15 protein-coding genes and 1 riboswitch are annotated in these 12,952 nt (G+C 65.2%); of the genes, 9 read left to right on the top strand and 6 right to left on the bottom strand.

Features of this window, described 5'->3' with window-relative positions:
- Positions 1-39: 39 nt before the first annotated feature.
- On the bottom strand, positions 40-558 hold the full coding sequence (locus tag ACZ5U1_RS13580; protein WP_464780459.1) for an alpha/beta fold hydrolase: 519 nt from the start codon (positions 556-558) through the stop codon (positions 40-42).
- Positions 465-893, bottom strand: coding sequence for an alpha/beta fold hydrolase (locus ACZ5U1_RS13585; RefSeq protein ID WP_464780460.1), 429 nt, complete (start codon positions 891-893; stop codon positions 465-467). The genes ACZ5U1_RS13580 and ACZ5U1_RS13585 overlap by 94 nt, the downstream gene beginning before the upstream one ends.
- 130 nt (positions 894-1,023) lie before the next feature.
- A riboswitch (cobalamin riboswitch) is annotated at positions 1,024-1,251 on the top strand.
- Between the two features lie 146 nt (positions 1,252-1,397).
- Between ACZ5U1_RS13585 and ACZ5U1_RS13590 the strand changes: the two genes are divergently transcribed.
- The 4 genes from ACZ5U1_RS13590 to cobJ are packed head-to-tail and all read left to right on the top strand — an operon-like array spanning position 1,398 to position 4,619.
- Positions 1,398-2,525 carry a cobalamin biosynthesis protein CobG gene (locus ACZ5U1_RS13590; protein WP_464780461.1) on the top strand — a complete coding sequence of 376 codons (1,128 nt, stop codon included), beginning with the start codon at positions 1,398-1,400 and terminating at the stop codon, positions 2,523-2,525.
- Positions 2,525-3,154, top strand: coding sequence for a precorrin-8X methylmutase (locus ACZ5U1_RS13595; protein ID WP_464780462.1), 630 nt, complete (start codon positions 2,525-2,527; stop codon positions 3,152-3,154). Before ACZ5U1_RS13590 ends, ACZ5U1_RS13595 begins: the two co-directional genes overlap by 1 nt.
- A complete protein-coding gene (cobI, locus tag ACZ5U1_RS13600) occupies positions 3,151-3,873 on the top strand; it encodes a precorrin-2 C(20)-methyltransferase (protein ID WP_464780463.1) in 723 nt (240 codons plus the stop codon). The genes ACZ5U1_RS13595 and cobI overlap by 4 nt, the downstream gene beginning before the upstream one ends.
- Positions 3,870-4,619 carry a precorrin-3B C(17)-methyltransferase gene (cobJ, locus tag ACZ5U1_RS13605; protein WP_464780464.1) on the top strand — a complete coding sequence of 250 codons (750 nt, stop codon included), beginning with the start codon at positions 3,870-3,872 and terminating at the stop codon, positions 4,617-4,619. The genes cobI and cobJ overlap by 4 nt, the downstream gene beginning before the upstream one ends.
- On the opposite strand, the gene ACZ5U1_RS13610 is transcribed toward cobJ, so the two are convergent.
- The gene (locus ACZ5U1_RS13610; protein WP_464780465.1) at positions 4,595-5,344 is read right to left on the bottom strand and encodes a cobalt-precorrin-6A reductase; all 750 of its coding nucleotides are present in this window, start codon (positions 5,342-5,344) and stop codon (positions 4,595-4,597) included. The two genes, cobJ and ACZ5U1_RS13610, sit on opposite strands and share 25 nt — an antisense overlap.
- On the opposite strand from ACZ5U1_RS13610, the gene cbiE reads away from it, so the two are divergent.
- Genes cbiE through cobF form a run of 5 tightly spaced genes read left to right on the top strand, consistent with a single transcriptional unit; the run spans position 5,343 to position 9,724 of the window.
- A complete protein-coding gene (gene cbiE, locus ACZ5U1_RS13615) occupies positions 5,343-6,545 on the top strand; it encodes a precorrin-6y C5,15-methyltransferase (decarboxylating) subunit CbiE (RefSeq protein WP_464780466.1) in 1,203 nt (400 codons plus the stop codon). The genes ACZ5U1_RS13610 and cbiE overlap by 2 nt on opposite strands.
- Complete coding sequence (locus ACZ5U1_RS13620; RefSeq protein WP_464780467.1) at positions 6,542-6,898, top strand: cobalamin biosynthesis protein; 357 nt, start codon at positions 6,542-6,544, stop codon at positions 6,896-6,898. Before cbiE ends, ACZ5U1_RS13620 begins: the two co-directional genes overlap by 4 nt.
- Complete coding sequence (gene cobM / locus ACZ5U1_RS13625; protein WP_464780468.1) at positions 6,895-7,680, top strand: precorrin-4 C(11)-methyltransferase; 786 nt, start codon at positions 6,895-6,897, stop codon at positions 7,678-7,680. The genes ACZ5U1_RS13620 and cobM overlap by 4 nt, the downstream gene beginning before the upstream one ends.
- Positions 7,677-8,984, top strand: coding sequence for a cobyrinate a,c-diamide synthase (locus ACZ5U1_RS13630; RefSeq protein WP_464780469.1), 1,308 nt, complete (start codon positions 7,677-7,679; stop codon positions 8,982-8,984). Before cobM ends, ACZ5U1_RS13630 begins: the two co-directional genes overlap by 4 nt.
- The gene (gene cobF, locus ACZ5U1_RS13635) at positions 8,981-9,724 is read left to right on the top strand and encodes a precorrin-6A synthase (deacetylating) (RefSeq protein ID WP_464780470.1); all 744 of its coding nucleotides are present in this window, start codon (positions 8,981-8,983) and stop codon (positions 9,722-9,724) included. Before ACZ5U1_RS13630 ends, cobF begins: the two co-directional genes overlap by 4 nt.
- Before the next feature lie 11 nt (positions 9,725-9,735).
- Here cobF and ACZ5U1_RS13640 read toward each other — a convergent pair whose 3' ends face one another.
- From ACZ5U1_RS13640 to ACZ5U1_RS13650, 3 genes are all read right to left on the bottom strand, one after another.
- A complete protein-coding gene (locus ACZ5U1_RS13640; RefSeq protein WP_464780471.1) occupies positions 9,736-9,942 on the bottom strand; it encodes a hypothetical protein in 207 nt (68 codons plus the stop codon).
- Between the two features lie 158 nt (positions 9,943-10,100).
- Positions 10,101-11,642 carry a SpoVR family protein gene (locus ACZ5U1_RS13645; protein ID WP_464780472.1) on the bottom strand — a complete coding sequence of 514 codons (1,542 nt, stop codon included), beginning with the start codon at positions 11,640-11,642 and terminating at the stop codon, positions 10,101-10,103.
- Positions 11,639-12,949, bottom strand: a complete 1,311-nt coding sequence (locus ACZ5U1_RS13650) for a YeaH/YhbH family protein (protein WP_464780473.1) — start codon at positions 12,947-12,949, stop codon at positions 11,639-11,641. The genes ACZ5U1_RS13645 and ACZ5U1_RS13650 overlap by 4 nt, the downstream gene beginning before the upstream one ends.
- Positions 12,950-12,952 lie beyond the last annotated feature (3 nt).

Consider the following 12,952-nt stretch of genomic DNA (forward strand, 5'->3'; position numbering starts at 1 on the left):
TTCGACAAGCTCAGGGCGAACGGGGGAGAGATTAGCTGTTCACCCCCGCAAAAAGTCCAGAGCCAGCGCTTCAAACCGGTCCTTGTGCTCGATCATCGTCCAATGGCCGCAGCGCGGGAAGACGTGCAACTCGGCATTAGGGATAATGCGCATCGGCAACAGCGCGCCGTCCAGCGGGCTGACCTTATCATCGCGACCCCACATGATCAGGGTCGGCGCCTGGATTCTGCCGAGATAGTCGATACGCTGCGAAACGGCGGGGCCGCTCATCGACTGGGCGATGAAGCCAAGCGCGGTGCGCGTATACATCTTGCGGCTGCTTTCCATCGTCACCGGCTCCAGCGCCGCCTTGTAGCGCATGTCGATCAGCTCATCGGTGATGATCGACTTGTCGTAGACCATCGATTCCAGCCAGGCGATGATGTTTTCCCGCGTCGGATTTTCGATGAAATCGACCAGGCGGGTCAGCCCTTCATTGGGAAATGTCGATGTGATGTTGAAGCCGATGCCGCCAATCGTGATGTAGCGCAGCACCCGGTCAGGATGGGACGCCGCCAATGCCCGCCGACGATCCCGCCATAGCTGTTACCGACGACATGCGCGGCACCGATGCCAAGCCCGTCCATGAGCGCGACGACGGCATCCCGCGCGACAGCCACCGGATCGCCATCGGCGGGATCGCTCTTCCCATAACCAGGCGCGTCGAGAATGATGGTGCGGAAATGCCGGGAGAAGAAGGGCAGATTGCCCTGGAAATTAGCCCAGCCGGTGACGCCGGGTCCTGAACCGTGGAGGAGCAGGAGCGCAGGACCAGATCCCGCTTCATGATAATGCAGCCGCCCCTTGTCCGTTTCCAGAAAGCGGCTGGTCGCTTCGAAGCTGAAATCGCTCATCTTTTCCTCTCCATTCTGCACATGTTGATGCGGGCGTAGCGGCGGCAGGTGATTGACGCAAGGAAGCGGCCTGTGACTACTTCCCTTTCCCCTGTATCCCCCTTATGAAGCGGGTCGAGCCGGGTCCGCCCGGTTCATCGATCGCGCCGGTGCCCCGCTAGAGGGGCTTAAATGGGAATGCGGTGCGGGAGGGTTTCCTCCCTAATCTGCGGCTGTCCCTGCAACTGTGAGCGGCGAGCGAGGCATGGACCGGCCAGTCCCGACAACGGGGGCGGCCAGCCACTGGAGCGATCCGGGAAGGCCCCATGCCAAGCTGTGACCCGCAAGCCAGGAGACCTGCCGGAGCAAAGGTCGCTCTTGCCATGATCCAGGGGATGGTCACGGCTCGGTTCTCCGTTTGAGCGACGAATTTCGTGCGGCTGCGGCCGTGCAGGCGTGCGGCCTGTCCGCCTGCCTGTGCGTGCCGTCCGTCTGTCGTGGCGCTGGTGCGGGAGGGCTGGATCAATGCAGGAGCTGATGCCGTGCGACGCGGTCGGCACAGGCGTGCGCGGCTGGTGCCCGACCGCATGGCGGCCGATGATGGCGGGCGACGGCCTGCTGGTAAGGGTGCGCCCGGCGCTGGGGCGGATGATCCGGGCGCAGGCGATCGGTTTGTGCGAAGCCGCCATCGCCTTTGGCAACGGCCATATCGACGTTACCAATCGCGCGGCCTTGCAGATCAGGGGAGTGGCCCAAGCGAAGCATGCCGCGCTGATGGAGCAGCTGGTCTCGCTGGGGCTGGCGCATGCCGATGCGGAGCAGGACGGCCGGATGCCGATGCTGATCAACCCGGATTGGCGTGAGGGTGATAATAGCGCGACTATCGCGACGGAGCTGGCTGGGCGGCTGGACGACTTGCCGGATTTGCCCCCGAAGGTTGGCTTTGCGATCGACGTCGGCCCCGCGCCGGTGCTAAGCGACGCTCCGGCCGATTTCAGGGTGGAACGGTCTGAGAGCGGCGCGCTGATCCTGCGGGCTGACGGGCGAGCGCATGGCACCCCGGTCCACGCAGCGGGCGCAGCGGAGGGGCTGATCCGCATGGCCCATTGGTTCGTGGCGAGCGGTGGCGTTCAGGCGGGACGCATGGCCCGACATGATGCGCCGCTGCCCGAAGTTGCGGTCGAAGCCCCCGCCCCCGCGCGATCCCGTGCCGCAGCGCTGGCCGCTGCGCCCGGTCCCTTTCGCGCAGCGCCCTTTGGCCGGATCGAGGCTGCGACGCTGCTTGCCATGATCACGGACGATATGCAGGCGGTGCGGGTCACGCCATGGCGGGGGCTGGTGCTGGAAGGCAGCAAAACGCCGGGCGATGATCCCGCCGACCCACGCCTTTCCGCCGATGCCTGTCCCGGTGCTCCTGCCTGCCCACAGTCCAGCGTCGCGACCCGTGAACTGGCCGCGCGGCTCGCGCCCTCTGTGCCAGGACTGCATGTCTCCGGTTGCGCCAAGGGCTGCGCCCGCCCCTCGCAAGCGCCGGTCGTGCTGACCGGGCGCGAGGGCCGCTTCGACCTTGCCCATGATGCGCGCGCAGGTGCGCCGCCGCTGCATGCGGGCCTGTCGCCCGATCAGATATTCGCCCATTTCGGAGCCCATTGATGCCGCATCTTTACGAAACCGACGGCGCGGAAATCTATCGCCAATCCTTCCGCATGATCCGCGCGGAATCGGCGCTGGACCGTTTTTCGCCGGAGGAAGAGCGGGTCGCCGTGCGGATGATCCACGCGGCGGGCATGACCGGTCTTGCCCCGCACATCCGCTTTTCCCCTGAGTTCGCCAAGGCGGCGATTGCCGCTCTGGAGGCGGGCGCGCCGATCCTGTGCGATGCGCGGATGGTGTCGGAAGGGATCACGCGCGCTCGCCTGCCCGCTGGCAACGCGATCATCTGCACCCTGAACGACAGCCAAGTGCCCGATCTCGCCCGGTCGATGGCGAACACTCGATCGGCGGCAGCGCTGGAACTGTGGCGGCCTCATCTGGCAGGTGCAGTCGTCGCGATCGGCAATGCCCCGACCGCACTGTTCCACCTGCTCAACATGCTGGAAGACCCCGCCTGCCCACGCCCGGCGGCGATCATCGGCTGTCCGGTCGGCTTTGTCGGCGCGGCAGAATCGAAGGAGGCGCTCTGGGAGAGCCAGCCCGTGCCCTGCTGCATTGTCGAAGGACGTCTGGGCGGCAGCGCAATCACGGTGGCCGCAGTCAACGCGCTCGCGAGTGCGGCGGAATGAGCGGGACGATCCACGGCGTGGGACTAGGCCCCGGCGCGCAAGACCTGATGAGCGTGCGGGCCGATCGGCTGATCCGCGAGGCTCGCCACATCGCCTATTTCCGCAAGCCCGGCCGTCAAGGCCATGCGCGGAAGATCGTGGAAGGGCTGCTGCGCCCCGACGCGGTCGAATTTGCGATGGAATATCCGGTGACGACCGAAATCCCGGTGAGTGACCCGCGCTACAATCAATGCCTGTCCGCCTTCTACGCCGAATGCACCGCGCATCTGCATGGGCTGGCGAAGGCGGGCGAGGATGTGGTCGTACTGTGCGAGGGCGACCCCTTTTTCTACGGCAGCTTCATGCATCTGCACAGCCGCCTGTCCCCCCTCGCGCCGGTCCGGATCGTGCCTGGCATTACCGGCATGTCGGGCGCTTGGACGGCGAGCGGGACCCCGATTAGCTGGGGCGATGATGTGCTGACCGTGTTGATGGCGACCCTGCCCGAAGAGGAGCTGGCGCGGCGCATCCATGACAGCGATGCTTTGGTCGTGATGAAGATCGGCCGCAATCTGGCGAAGCTACGCCGCGCGGTGGAGGCGGCGGGCAAGGATGACTGCGCCTGGCTGGTCGAATATGCGACGATGGCGGACCAGAAGATCACGCCGCTGCGCGAGGCGGAGGCGATCACCAGCTATTTCTCCATCCTGCTGATCCACGGTCAAGGACGGCGGCCATGAGCGGCTGGGTAGCCGTGGCTGGGCTTGGTCCGGGCGCTGACGGGCTGGTAACGCCGGAGGTGACGCAGGCGCTGGCCGAGGCGACCGATCTGGTGGGCTATGCACCCTATGTCGCGCGGGTGGCGGATCGGGTGGGCCTTGTGCGCCATGCTTCGGACAATCGGGTGGAGCTGGAGCGCGCCGCCCATGCGCTGGAACTGGCAGCTGCGGGGAGGCGAGTGGTGGTTGCTTCATCCGGCGATCCGGGCGTGTTCGCCATGGCTTCGGCGCTGTTCGAGGCGCTGGAGGCGGGGCCGGAAGCTTGGCGCGCGATCGACATTCGGGTGCTGCCCGGGATTACCGCGATGCTGGCCGCCGCCGCGCGGGCGGGTGCGCCGCTGGGCCATGATTTCTGCGCGATCAACCTGTCGGATAATCTAAAGCCCTGGACGTTGATCGAGCGGCGCTTGCGTCTCGCGGCGCAGGCTGACTTCGCGATGGCCTTCTACAATCCCCGGTCGAAAGCACGGCCGGATGGCTTCGCCAGCGTGCTCGATGTGTTGCGGGAGGAATGTGGGGGGGAACGGCTGATCCTCTTTGCCCGCGCCGTGTCGACGCCGGAGGAGCAGTTGCGGGTCGTCACGCTGAATGAGGCGACGCCTCAAATGGCAGATATGCGCACGATGGTGATCATCGGGTCGAGCCGCACGCGCCTGATCAAAGGAGCGGCCCGCCCGATCCTCTATACGCCGCGATGGGCCGAATGATCGATCCACGCCAGCACATCGCCGACATCATGCGCGGTCCGCGCCTGTGGCAGGGCTGGCCGGTCGATCATGAGGACGGGCACGCCAAGCGTCCGCGCCGCGTCGATCTTGGCGCGCGCGCCCTCCCCACCGGCATTTTTGGCGACGACCAGATCAATGCCGTGATCGCGCATCAGGGCAAGGTCTCCGTCCAGCGTGAACGGGCCGCGATCCACCAGCAGATGGTGGCGGGGCAGTGCGGGCGGCACGTCTGGCGCATCGACGAAGCGCAACAGATAATGATGCTGCGGCTGGGCGGCGAAGGCTTCAACATGCATGCGTCCGAGCGTCAGCATAATGCGGCGGGGCGGCCCGTCGAGCGCGGGGATGGCGCCCGCAATATTGGGGACATGGGTCCAGCGGTCGCCCTGCCCCGCTTGCCATTCCGGGCGGGTGAGCATGAGATGGGCCACCCCCGCCTCCCGCGCGGCGACGGCGGCATTGGCGCTGATCGTGGCGGCGAAGGGGTGGGTCGCGTCGATGAGGTGGGTGAACTTTTCCGCCTTCAGATAAGCCGCCAACCCCTCAGCACCGCCAAAGCCGCCGACGCGCACCGGCACCGGCTGGGCACGCGGGTTTCCGGTGCGTCCGGCATAGCTCAACATCGCCCGCTCGCCGCGTTCGGCCAAAGCTTTCGCCAGCGCGCTCGCCTCGGTGGTGCCGCCAAGGATCAGGATATGGCGCATGGTAACTGAAGGTCCCTGGCTGACGATCGTCGGCATTGGCGAGGACGGCGTGGCGGGCCTGTCCGATGCCGCGCGCGTGGCGCTGGAACAGGCGCGGGTCATCATGGGCGCGCCGCGCCAGCTGGCGCTGCTGCCACCCCTTAAGGCGGAATGGCTGACCTGGCCAGTGCCGTTTGAGGACGGCGTGGAGGCGCTGCTCGCCCGGCGGGGGGAGCCGATAGTCATGCTGGCGTCGGGGGACCCATTCTGGTTCGGCGCGGGGGTGCGCATCACACGGCATTTGCGGCTCCAGGAATGGGTGTCGCATCCGGCGCCGTCGAGCTTTGCGCTGGCGGCTTCACGGCTGGGCTGGGCGTTGCAGGACGTGGCCTGTCATGGCTTGCACGCTGCGCCATTTACGCGGTTGAGGCCCATGCTGGCGCCGGGGCGCCGTGCCATCATACTACTGCGTGATGGGGCGGCGGTGCAGGCGCTTGGCCGTTATCTGGCGGAGGCGGGCTTTGGCGCATCGACGCTGCATATCTTGGAAGCGCTGGGCGGGCCGCGCGAGCGGGTCCGGCAGGCGTTCGCCGAGCAGATCGCCTTTGACGATATCGCGCATCCCGTGGCGGTCGGAGTGGACGTGGCGGGGGGTGGCGAAATGATGCCGTGCGTCAGCGGACTGGCGGATGACTGGTTCGACCATGACGGGCAGATCAGCAAGCGGCCGGTGCGCGCGCTAACGCTGTCTGCGCTTGCGCCTCGGCCCGGCGAGACATTATGGGACATTGGCGCGGGATCGGGATCAATCGCGATCGAATGGCTGCTGAGCCATGCTTCCACGCAGGCCATCGCGTTTGAAGCCGACCCGATCCGAGCGGCGCGGGCGAAGGGCAATGCGCAGCGGCTGGGCGTTGACCGGCTGACGCTGGTCGAGGGGCGCGCTCCGGCGGTGCTGGACGGACGGGTGCGTCCGCAAGCGATCTTCATCGGCGGCGGGCTCAGCGAGGCGATGATGGAAGCGATCATCGCCCTGCCCGGTGAGCGGACACGCCTCGTCGCCAATGCGGTGACGCTGGAATCGGAAGCGCTGCTGGCCCGATGGCATGAGCGGCTGGGCGGCGAACTGCTGCGGATAGAGATGGCGAGCGCCGCGCCGATCGGCACGCGGCGGGGGTGGAAAGCCGCCTATCCACTGGTGCAGTGGAGCGTCACGCTATGATCGTCGCTGGCTTTGGCTGTCGCAGCGGGGCGAGCCAGCAAGCCTTGCGGACGGCGCTGGGCGGGCATGGCGCTCGCGTCACCGCGCTGGCGACCTTGGCGCATAAGGAAGCGCTGCTTGCCCCCCTCGCCCGCGCATTGGGTTTGCCGCTGATCCTGATCGATGCTTGCGCGATCGAGGGAATGGACACACCCACCCGCTCCAGCGCCAGTCTGGCGGCTTACGGCACCGGCAGCGTCGCCGAAGCAGTCGCTCTGGCGGCAGCGGGGCCGGGCGCGCAACTGATCGCCACCCGCATCGTCTCGCCTGATGGGCAAGCCACTTGCGCGCTGGCCCAAGGAGTATCGCGATGACCGTTCATTTCATCGGCGCGGGGCCGGGTGCGCCCGACCTGCTGACGCTGCGCGGTCGCGACCTGATCGCCGCTTCCCCCGTCTGCCTCTATGCCGGGTCGCTGGTGCCGCGCGCGCTGCTCGATCATTGCCCAGCCGGTGCGCGGATCGTGAACAGTGCGCCGCTGACGCTCGATGAGATCATGGCCATCATCGCAGAAGCGGATGCGGCGGGACAGGATGTCGCGCGGCTGCATTCGGGCGACCTGTCGGTATGGTCGGCGATAGGCGAACAGATTCGGCGTCTGAAGGCATTGGGCATCGGCTATACGGTGACGCCGGGCGTTCCGTCCTTCGCGGCGGCGGCGGCGGCGCTGGAGGCGGAGTTGACGCTGCCGGGGCTGGGCCAGTCGCTGGTTCTTACTCGCACACCGGGGCGGGCGAGCGCCATGCCTGCTGGCGAGACGCTGGCGGCCTTTGGCGCGACGGGAGCGACGCTGGCGATCCACCTGTCCATCCATAATCTGGCGCAGGTGGTTGCGGACCTGGTGCCGCTCTATGGCGAGGACTGCCCGGCGGCGATCGTGTGGCGGGCAAGCTGGCCGGACCAGCGCGTGGTGCGGGGAACGCTCGCCACCATGGAGGCGCTGGCGACGGGCGGGCCGGAGCGGACCGCGATCATATTGGTGGGGCCAGTGCTGGGCGAGGGGGATTTCGCCGAAAGCCAGCTTTATGCGCCCGGCTATGACCGGCGATTTCGTCCCGCTACGGCGGAATCGCGCTTTGTCGGCGTGGACGAATGACGCCCGGCCTCCTCATCGCCGCGCCGCGATCCGGGTCGGGCAAGACGGTCATCACGCTGGGGCTGCTGAGGGTGTTGAAGCGGCGGGGCGTGCGGGTCCAGTCCTATAAATGCGGGCCGGATTATATCGACACGGGCTATCACCGGCTGGCGAGTGGCCGCCCGGCCTTCAACCTCGACAGCTGGGCGATGGATGCGGCGCTGCTCCACAGTCTGGCGGGTGAAGCAGCGGAGGCGGACCTGATCGTCGCGGAAGGCGTGATGGGCCTGTTCGACGGCGCTCCGGCGCGGGGCGCGAACGGTAATGGGAGCAGCGCGGACATAGCGGCGGCGCTTGGCTGGCCGGTGGTACTAATCATCGATGTGTCGGGGCAGAGCCAGTCGGCTGCCGCCATCGCGCATGGATTTCGCATGCTGCGGCCAGACGTGCGGGTGGCAGGCGTTATCCTCAACCGCATCGCCAGCCCGCGCCATAAAGCCATGATCCGGCAGGCGATGGACGAAATCGCCATGCCCGTGCTGGGCGCGATCCCGCGATCCGATGCCTTGTCCATCCCGGAACGGCACCTTGGCCTTGTGCAATCGGGCGAGCAGGATGGGATTGACGAGGTGATCGAGGGGATTGCGGACCTGATCGAGGCGCAGGTCGATCTTCCGGCTCTTCAGAGGGTGGCCGGTGCGTTGCCCGGCACATCAGCAGCCCCCTATCGCTGCCCGCCGCCGGGGCAACGGATTGCCCTGGCGCAGGATGCGGCCTTTTCCTTCACCTATGCCCATATGGTGAGCGGGTGGCGGGAAGCCGGGGCGGAGATATTGCCCTTTTCCCCCTTGGCCGATGAAGCGCCCGACCCACAGGCCGACGCCGTCTGGCTGCCCGGCGGCTATCCCGAACTGCATGCGCCACGGATCGCCAATGCCACGCGGTTTCTGAATGCACTGCGCAGCCATGCACAGGACCGTCCGATCCACGGCGAATGCGGCGGCTATATGGTGTTGGGGCAGGCCATCATCGATGCGCAAGGGCAGTCCCATGCGATGGCGGGACTGTTGGGGCTGGTTTCCAGCTTCGCGGAGCGGCGCTTGCAATTGGGCTATCGGCAAGCGCAGCTGCTGGCGCCGATGGGCGGCCATGAGGCGGGAGCGACGCTGCGCGGACATGAGTTTCACTATTCCACGATCGTCGATCAGCCCGACGAACCGCTTGCACATATAGTGGATGCGATGGGCGCTGCGGTCGCAGCAACTGGATCGCGCCGTGGGCAGGTGACGGGCAGCTTCTTTCACCTGATCGCTGGTGCCGCATGATCCGCTTGTCACTGATCGGTATCGGCACGGGCAATCCCGATCATCTGACGCTCGCCGCCATCCGGGCGATGAACGATGCTGACCTGATCCTGCTGCCGCGCAAGGGAGAGGCCAAGTCCGACCTGATCGACCTGCGTCGGTCCATCTGTGCGCAGCTGCTCACCGGCCCTGCGCGAGTGGTCGAGTTCGACATGCCCAAGCGCGCGGATCAGGCCGCTTATGTCGAGGCGGTGACCGACTGGCATGACGCGATCGCGGCGATCTGGATGGAGCAGATTGCGTTGCACCTGCCCGATGGCGGCACGGTTGCGTTGCTCGTCTGGGGCGACCCGTCGCTCTATGACAGCAGCCTGCGGATCGCGGAGCGGCTTGGCCCATCGATCGAGATCAGCGTCGTGCCCGGCATCACCAGCATCCAAGTGCTGACGGCCGCGCATGGCATCTGCCTCAATCGGCTGGCCGATCCGGTGCTGATCACCACCGGCAGGCAGTTGCGCGAACGGGGCTGGCCCGGCGACGTGCGCGATGTCGTCGTGATGCTGGACGGGCACTGCGCATTCCAGACGCTAGAGCCGGAGGGGCTAACGATCTGGTGGGGCGCCTATCTGGGCATGGAGCATCAGTCGCTGGCCCACGGGCCTTTGGCGGTCACGGGACCAACGATCGTCGATCACCGGGCACAGCTGCGCCAGCGGCATGGATGGATCATGGACGTGTATCTGCTGCGCCGGGACGCCTGAGGAAATGCGGCTCAGGCGGCGTTGACGGTCAGCTCGATTACCGGTTTGCTGATCACCGGGCTGACTCCGTCGATGGTCCCCATCACGGCGCGGCGGCGAAATTCGGCGGCCATTGCCTGATGCATGGTCCGCGCAGACGCATCGGCAGTTGTCGCCGCAAGCTGTTCATGCATCCGGGCTCGTTCAAGACATTCCTGTGCATTGAGGGCATGAGTCATGAAAATGCTCTCCTGCTTCTTTTGAGCGGTCCATGCGTCGCAGGATGCGACCGAGCGCTGGAGCCACTCGCGAAACGCGGCAGAATTTACGCTTTTCCGCCCGGGTTTGGAAATGGAATCTTTGGGCCGCCGGGGGCTTGCCGCCACGACGCACCGCTTCAGCCGATCCAGCCCTGCTGTGGCTGGCAACGATGGCTTTTCAACTCCTTGCGGCTTTCGGCATGAACTTCGCTCAACGCCACTTCATAACCCCATAGATTGGCGAGGCTTTGCAACACCATCGTCGCGTCGGACGCATCCAGCACCACGCCATCGGTGACCGCATGTTCCAGCATAAGCGTCCGGTCGCCCGCCAGATCGACATCCACCACCTGGATATCGGGCTCCTGCCGGGCAATGTCATGCTCGCGCGCAAGGGCTCGGCGGATACGGCGATAGCCGCGCTCGTCATGAATGGCATCCACGCGCAGTTCCGACTCGCTTTCCTTGTCGATCAGCTTGAACAGGCGCCACTGGCGGATAAGATGCGGGCTAAGAAACTGCGAAATGAAGCTTTCGTCGCGATAATTGGCCCAGATATCCTTCAGCACCTCGACCGGGTCGCGCGAACCGGCAAAATCGCTGAACCATTCGCGATCCTCTGGCGTCGGGTCCATGCAGATCCGCTCGATATCGGACATGATGCCAAAACCCAGCGCATAGGGATTGAAGCCACCGAAATGGCCGGAATCGAACGTCGGCTGATAGACGACGCCTGTGTGCGACTGGATAAATTCCATGAAAGCGCCATCGGTTATCCAGCCGCGATCGTGCAGGATCGTCATGATGCGATAATGGGTGTAGGTGGCACAGCCCTCGTTCATCGCCTTGGTCTGGCGCTGCGGGTAGAAATATTGGGCGATTAGGCGGACGATCCGCAGGATTTCGCGCTGCCAGCTTTCCAGTCGGGGACCGGTCTTTTCCAGGAAATAGAGGATATTTTCCTGCGGCAGGCCAAGTGCGGCACGGCGTTCGTCCGACGGGACGAAGGCGGCCTTTGCCCCAACCGGCACCGTGCGCCAAAGGTCATCGTAGATGCGGTCGCGATAGGCTTGCCGCTCTGCCTCCCGATCGGCCTCCGCCTTCAAATCGCGGGGACGAATGCGGGGATAGCGATGCACGCCCTGATTCATCAGCGCGTGGGCGGCGTCCAGCACCCGTTCGACGGCGAGTTGGCCAAAACGCTCCTCGCAGCTGGCGATGTAACGTTTGGCGAACTCCAGATAATCGAGAATGCCTTCCGCGTCCGTCCATTGGCGAAAGACATAATTATTCTTGAAGAAGTGATTATGCCCGAAAGCGGCATGGGCGATCACCAGCGTCTGCATGGTCGCGCTGTTTTCCTGCATCAGATAGTTGATGCAGGGATCGCTGTTGATCACCAACTCATAGGCTAGGCCGCGAAGCCCCTTGCGATAAAGCATTTCATTGGTCACGAACTGCTTGCCGAACGACCAATGTTTGTAAAATAACGGCATACCGATGGACGAATAGGCATCCAGCATCTGTTCGGCGCTGATGATCTCTATCTGATTGGGATAGATGTTGAGTTTCATCTCCTGAAGCGCGATCGGCTCGATCGTTTCATAAATGCGGTTGATCAGCGAAAAATCCCAGTCGCTGCCGGTGAACAGCGGGGCGGATGCGCGCCCCCCCGTCAAGCGGGCGTCCCTTCGCCGACGCCGCGCCGCTGGAAGAGTTCACGGAACACGGGATATATTTCCCGCCGGTGCGACACCTTGCGCATCGTGAATTGCCGGTTCGCCTGGCTGACTGGCGCATAGGCTTCCCAAAGCCCCGTGGCGGAGGTTGCCGCTTCGATCGAGGCGAACTCCTCCCGACCCACTTCCAAATAGGCGAAATATTGGCAGAAGGGCAGGATTTCATTCTGCATCAGGTTGGCCACCCGCGCATTGTCCGACGCCAGTGTGTCGCCGTCCGACGCCTGTGCGACATAGATGTTCCAGTCGCTGGGGCTGTATCGATCCTTCACCACCTCGATCAGCTTGTCGAGCGCGCTTGATACCAGCGTGCCGCCCGTCACCGTGCTGTAGAAAAATGTTTCCTCGTCCACTTCGGCGGCGCGATCGGTATGGTGGATGAACACGACATCGACATGTTCGTAACAGCGCGACAGGAACAGGTGCAGCAGCGCAAAGAAGCGCTTGGCGAGATCCTTCATATGCGCGGTCATGGAGCCGGATACGTCCATCAGGCAGAACATCACCGCCTGGGCCACGGGCCGTGGAACCGGCTCGAAACGGCGGAAGCGCAGATCGACGGGATCGATATAGGCGATCAGGTTGCGGCGGCGAATGATGTGCGCCCGTTCCTCCTTCAGCCTTTCCAGCGCCACGGCATCGTCGGGCAAAGGCACCGCACGCGCCTCGATCTCGGCAATGGCCTCGTCAACCCGGCTAAGGTCGCGGCCACTCGGGCGGCGCAGTGCGATGCGGCGGGACATCGCCTTTTGCATCGTGCGCGGGACGGACAGGTTGGACGGGTTGCCGATCGTCGAATAACCCGCGCGACGCATGCCCTCGATCTTGCCCGCGACCAGCTTCTTCTTGGCCATGTCGGGCAGTTCAAGATCGTCAAGGAACAGGTCGAGAAACTCCTCCCGGCTAAGCGCGAAGCGGAAATCATCCTGATCCTCGCCCTCCCCAGCCTGTGACCCGCCACCACCGCCGCCCTCGGGGCGCTTGATCCGGTCGCCTTCCAGAAACTCTTTATTGCCCGGCAGCACGCGTTCCCGGTCGCCGCCCTTTGCCGATCGATGCAGCGTGGGTTCGTGGATCGCGTCGCGGCGGATGGTGATTTCGCCTTCTCCGGCGAGGTCCTTGATGCTGCGGTCCTTCAGGCTGTCGCGCACCGCCTGGCTGACATAGGCCTTCGCCCTCCTCAGGAACCGTTGCCGGTTGACAAGGCTCTTGCCCCCTGGGTTCAGCCGTCTGTCGACTATGTGCATGGT

It is taken from the genome of Sphingobium sp. TomTYG72 (assembly GCF_055394715.1).

What these genes read in the sequence shown, in the direction of transcription:
- ACZ5U1_RS13630 (WP_464780469.1), top strand. Translation starts at nt 7,677, where the DNA reads ATGACGCCCGGCCTCCTCATCGCCGCGCCGCGATCCGGGTCGGGCAAG.
- ACZ5U1_RS13610 (WP_464780465.1), bottom strand. Translation starts at nt 5,344, where the DNA reads ATGCGCCATATCCTGATCCTTGGCGGCACCACCGAGGCGAGCGCGCTG.
- cobM (WP_464780468.1), top strand. Translation starts at nt 6,895, where the DNA reads ATGACCGTTCATTTCATCGGCGCGGGGCCGGGTGCGCCCGACCTGCTG.
- ACZ5U1_RS13620 (WP_464780467.1), top strand. Translation starts at nt 6,542, where the DNA reads ATGATCGTCGCTGGCTTTGGCTGTCGCAGCGGGGCGAGCCAGCAAGCC.
- cbiE (WP_464780466.1), top strand. Translation starts at nt 5,343, where the DNA reads ATGGTAACTGAAGGTCCCTGGCTGACGATCGTCGGCATTGGCGAGGAC.
- ACZ5U1_RS13585 (WP_464780460.1), bottom strand. Translation starts at nt 893, where the DNA reads ATGAGCGATTTCAGCTTCGAAGCGACCAGCCGCTTTCTGGAAACGGAC.
- ACZ5U1_RS13650 (WP_464780473.1), bottom strand. Translation starts at nt 12,949, where the DNA reads ATGCACATAGTCGACAGACGGCTGAACCCAGGGGGCAAGAGCCTTGTC.
- ACZ5U1_RS13590 (WP_464780461.1), top strand. Translation starts at nt 1,398, where the DNA reads ATGCAGGAGCTGATGCCGTGCGACGCGGTCGGCACAGGCGTGCGCGGC.
- ACZ5U1_RS13595 (WP_464780462.1), top strand. Translation starts at nt 2,525, where the DNA reads ATGCCGCATCTTTACGAAACCGACGGCGCGGAAATCTATCGCCAATCC.
- cobJ (WP_464780464.1), top strand. Translation starts at nt 3,870, where the DNA reads ATGAGCGGCTGGGTAGCCGTGGCTGGGCTTGGTCCGGGCGCTGACGGG.
- cobI (WP_464780463.1), top strand. Translation starts at nt 3,151, where the DNA reads ATGAGCGGGACGATCCACGGCGTGGGACTAGGCCCCGGCGCGCAAGAC.
- ACZ5U1_RS13640 (WP_464780471.1), bottom strand. Translation starts at nt 9,942, where the DNA reads ATGACTCATGCCCTCAATGCACAGGAATGTCTTGAACGAGCCCGGATG.
- cobF (WP_464780470.1), top strand. Translation starts at nt 8,981, where the DNA reads ATGATCCGCTTGTCACTGATCGGTATCGGCACGGGCAATCCCGATCAT.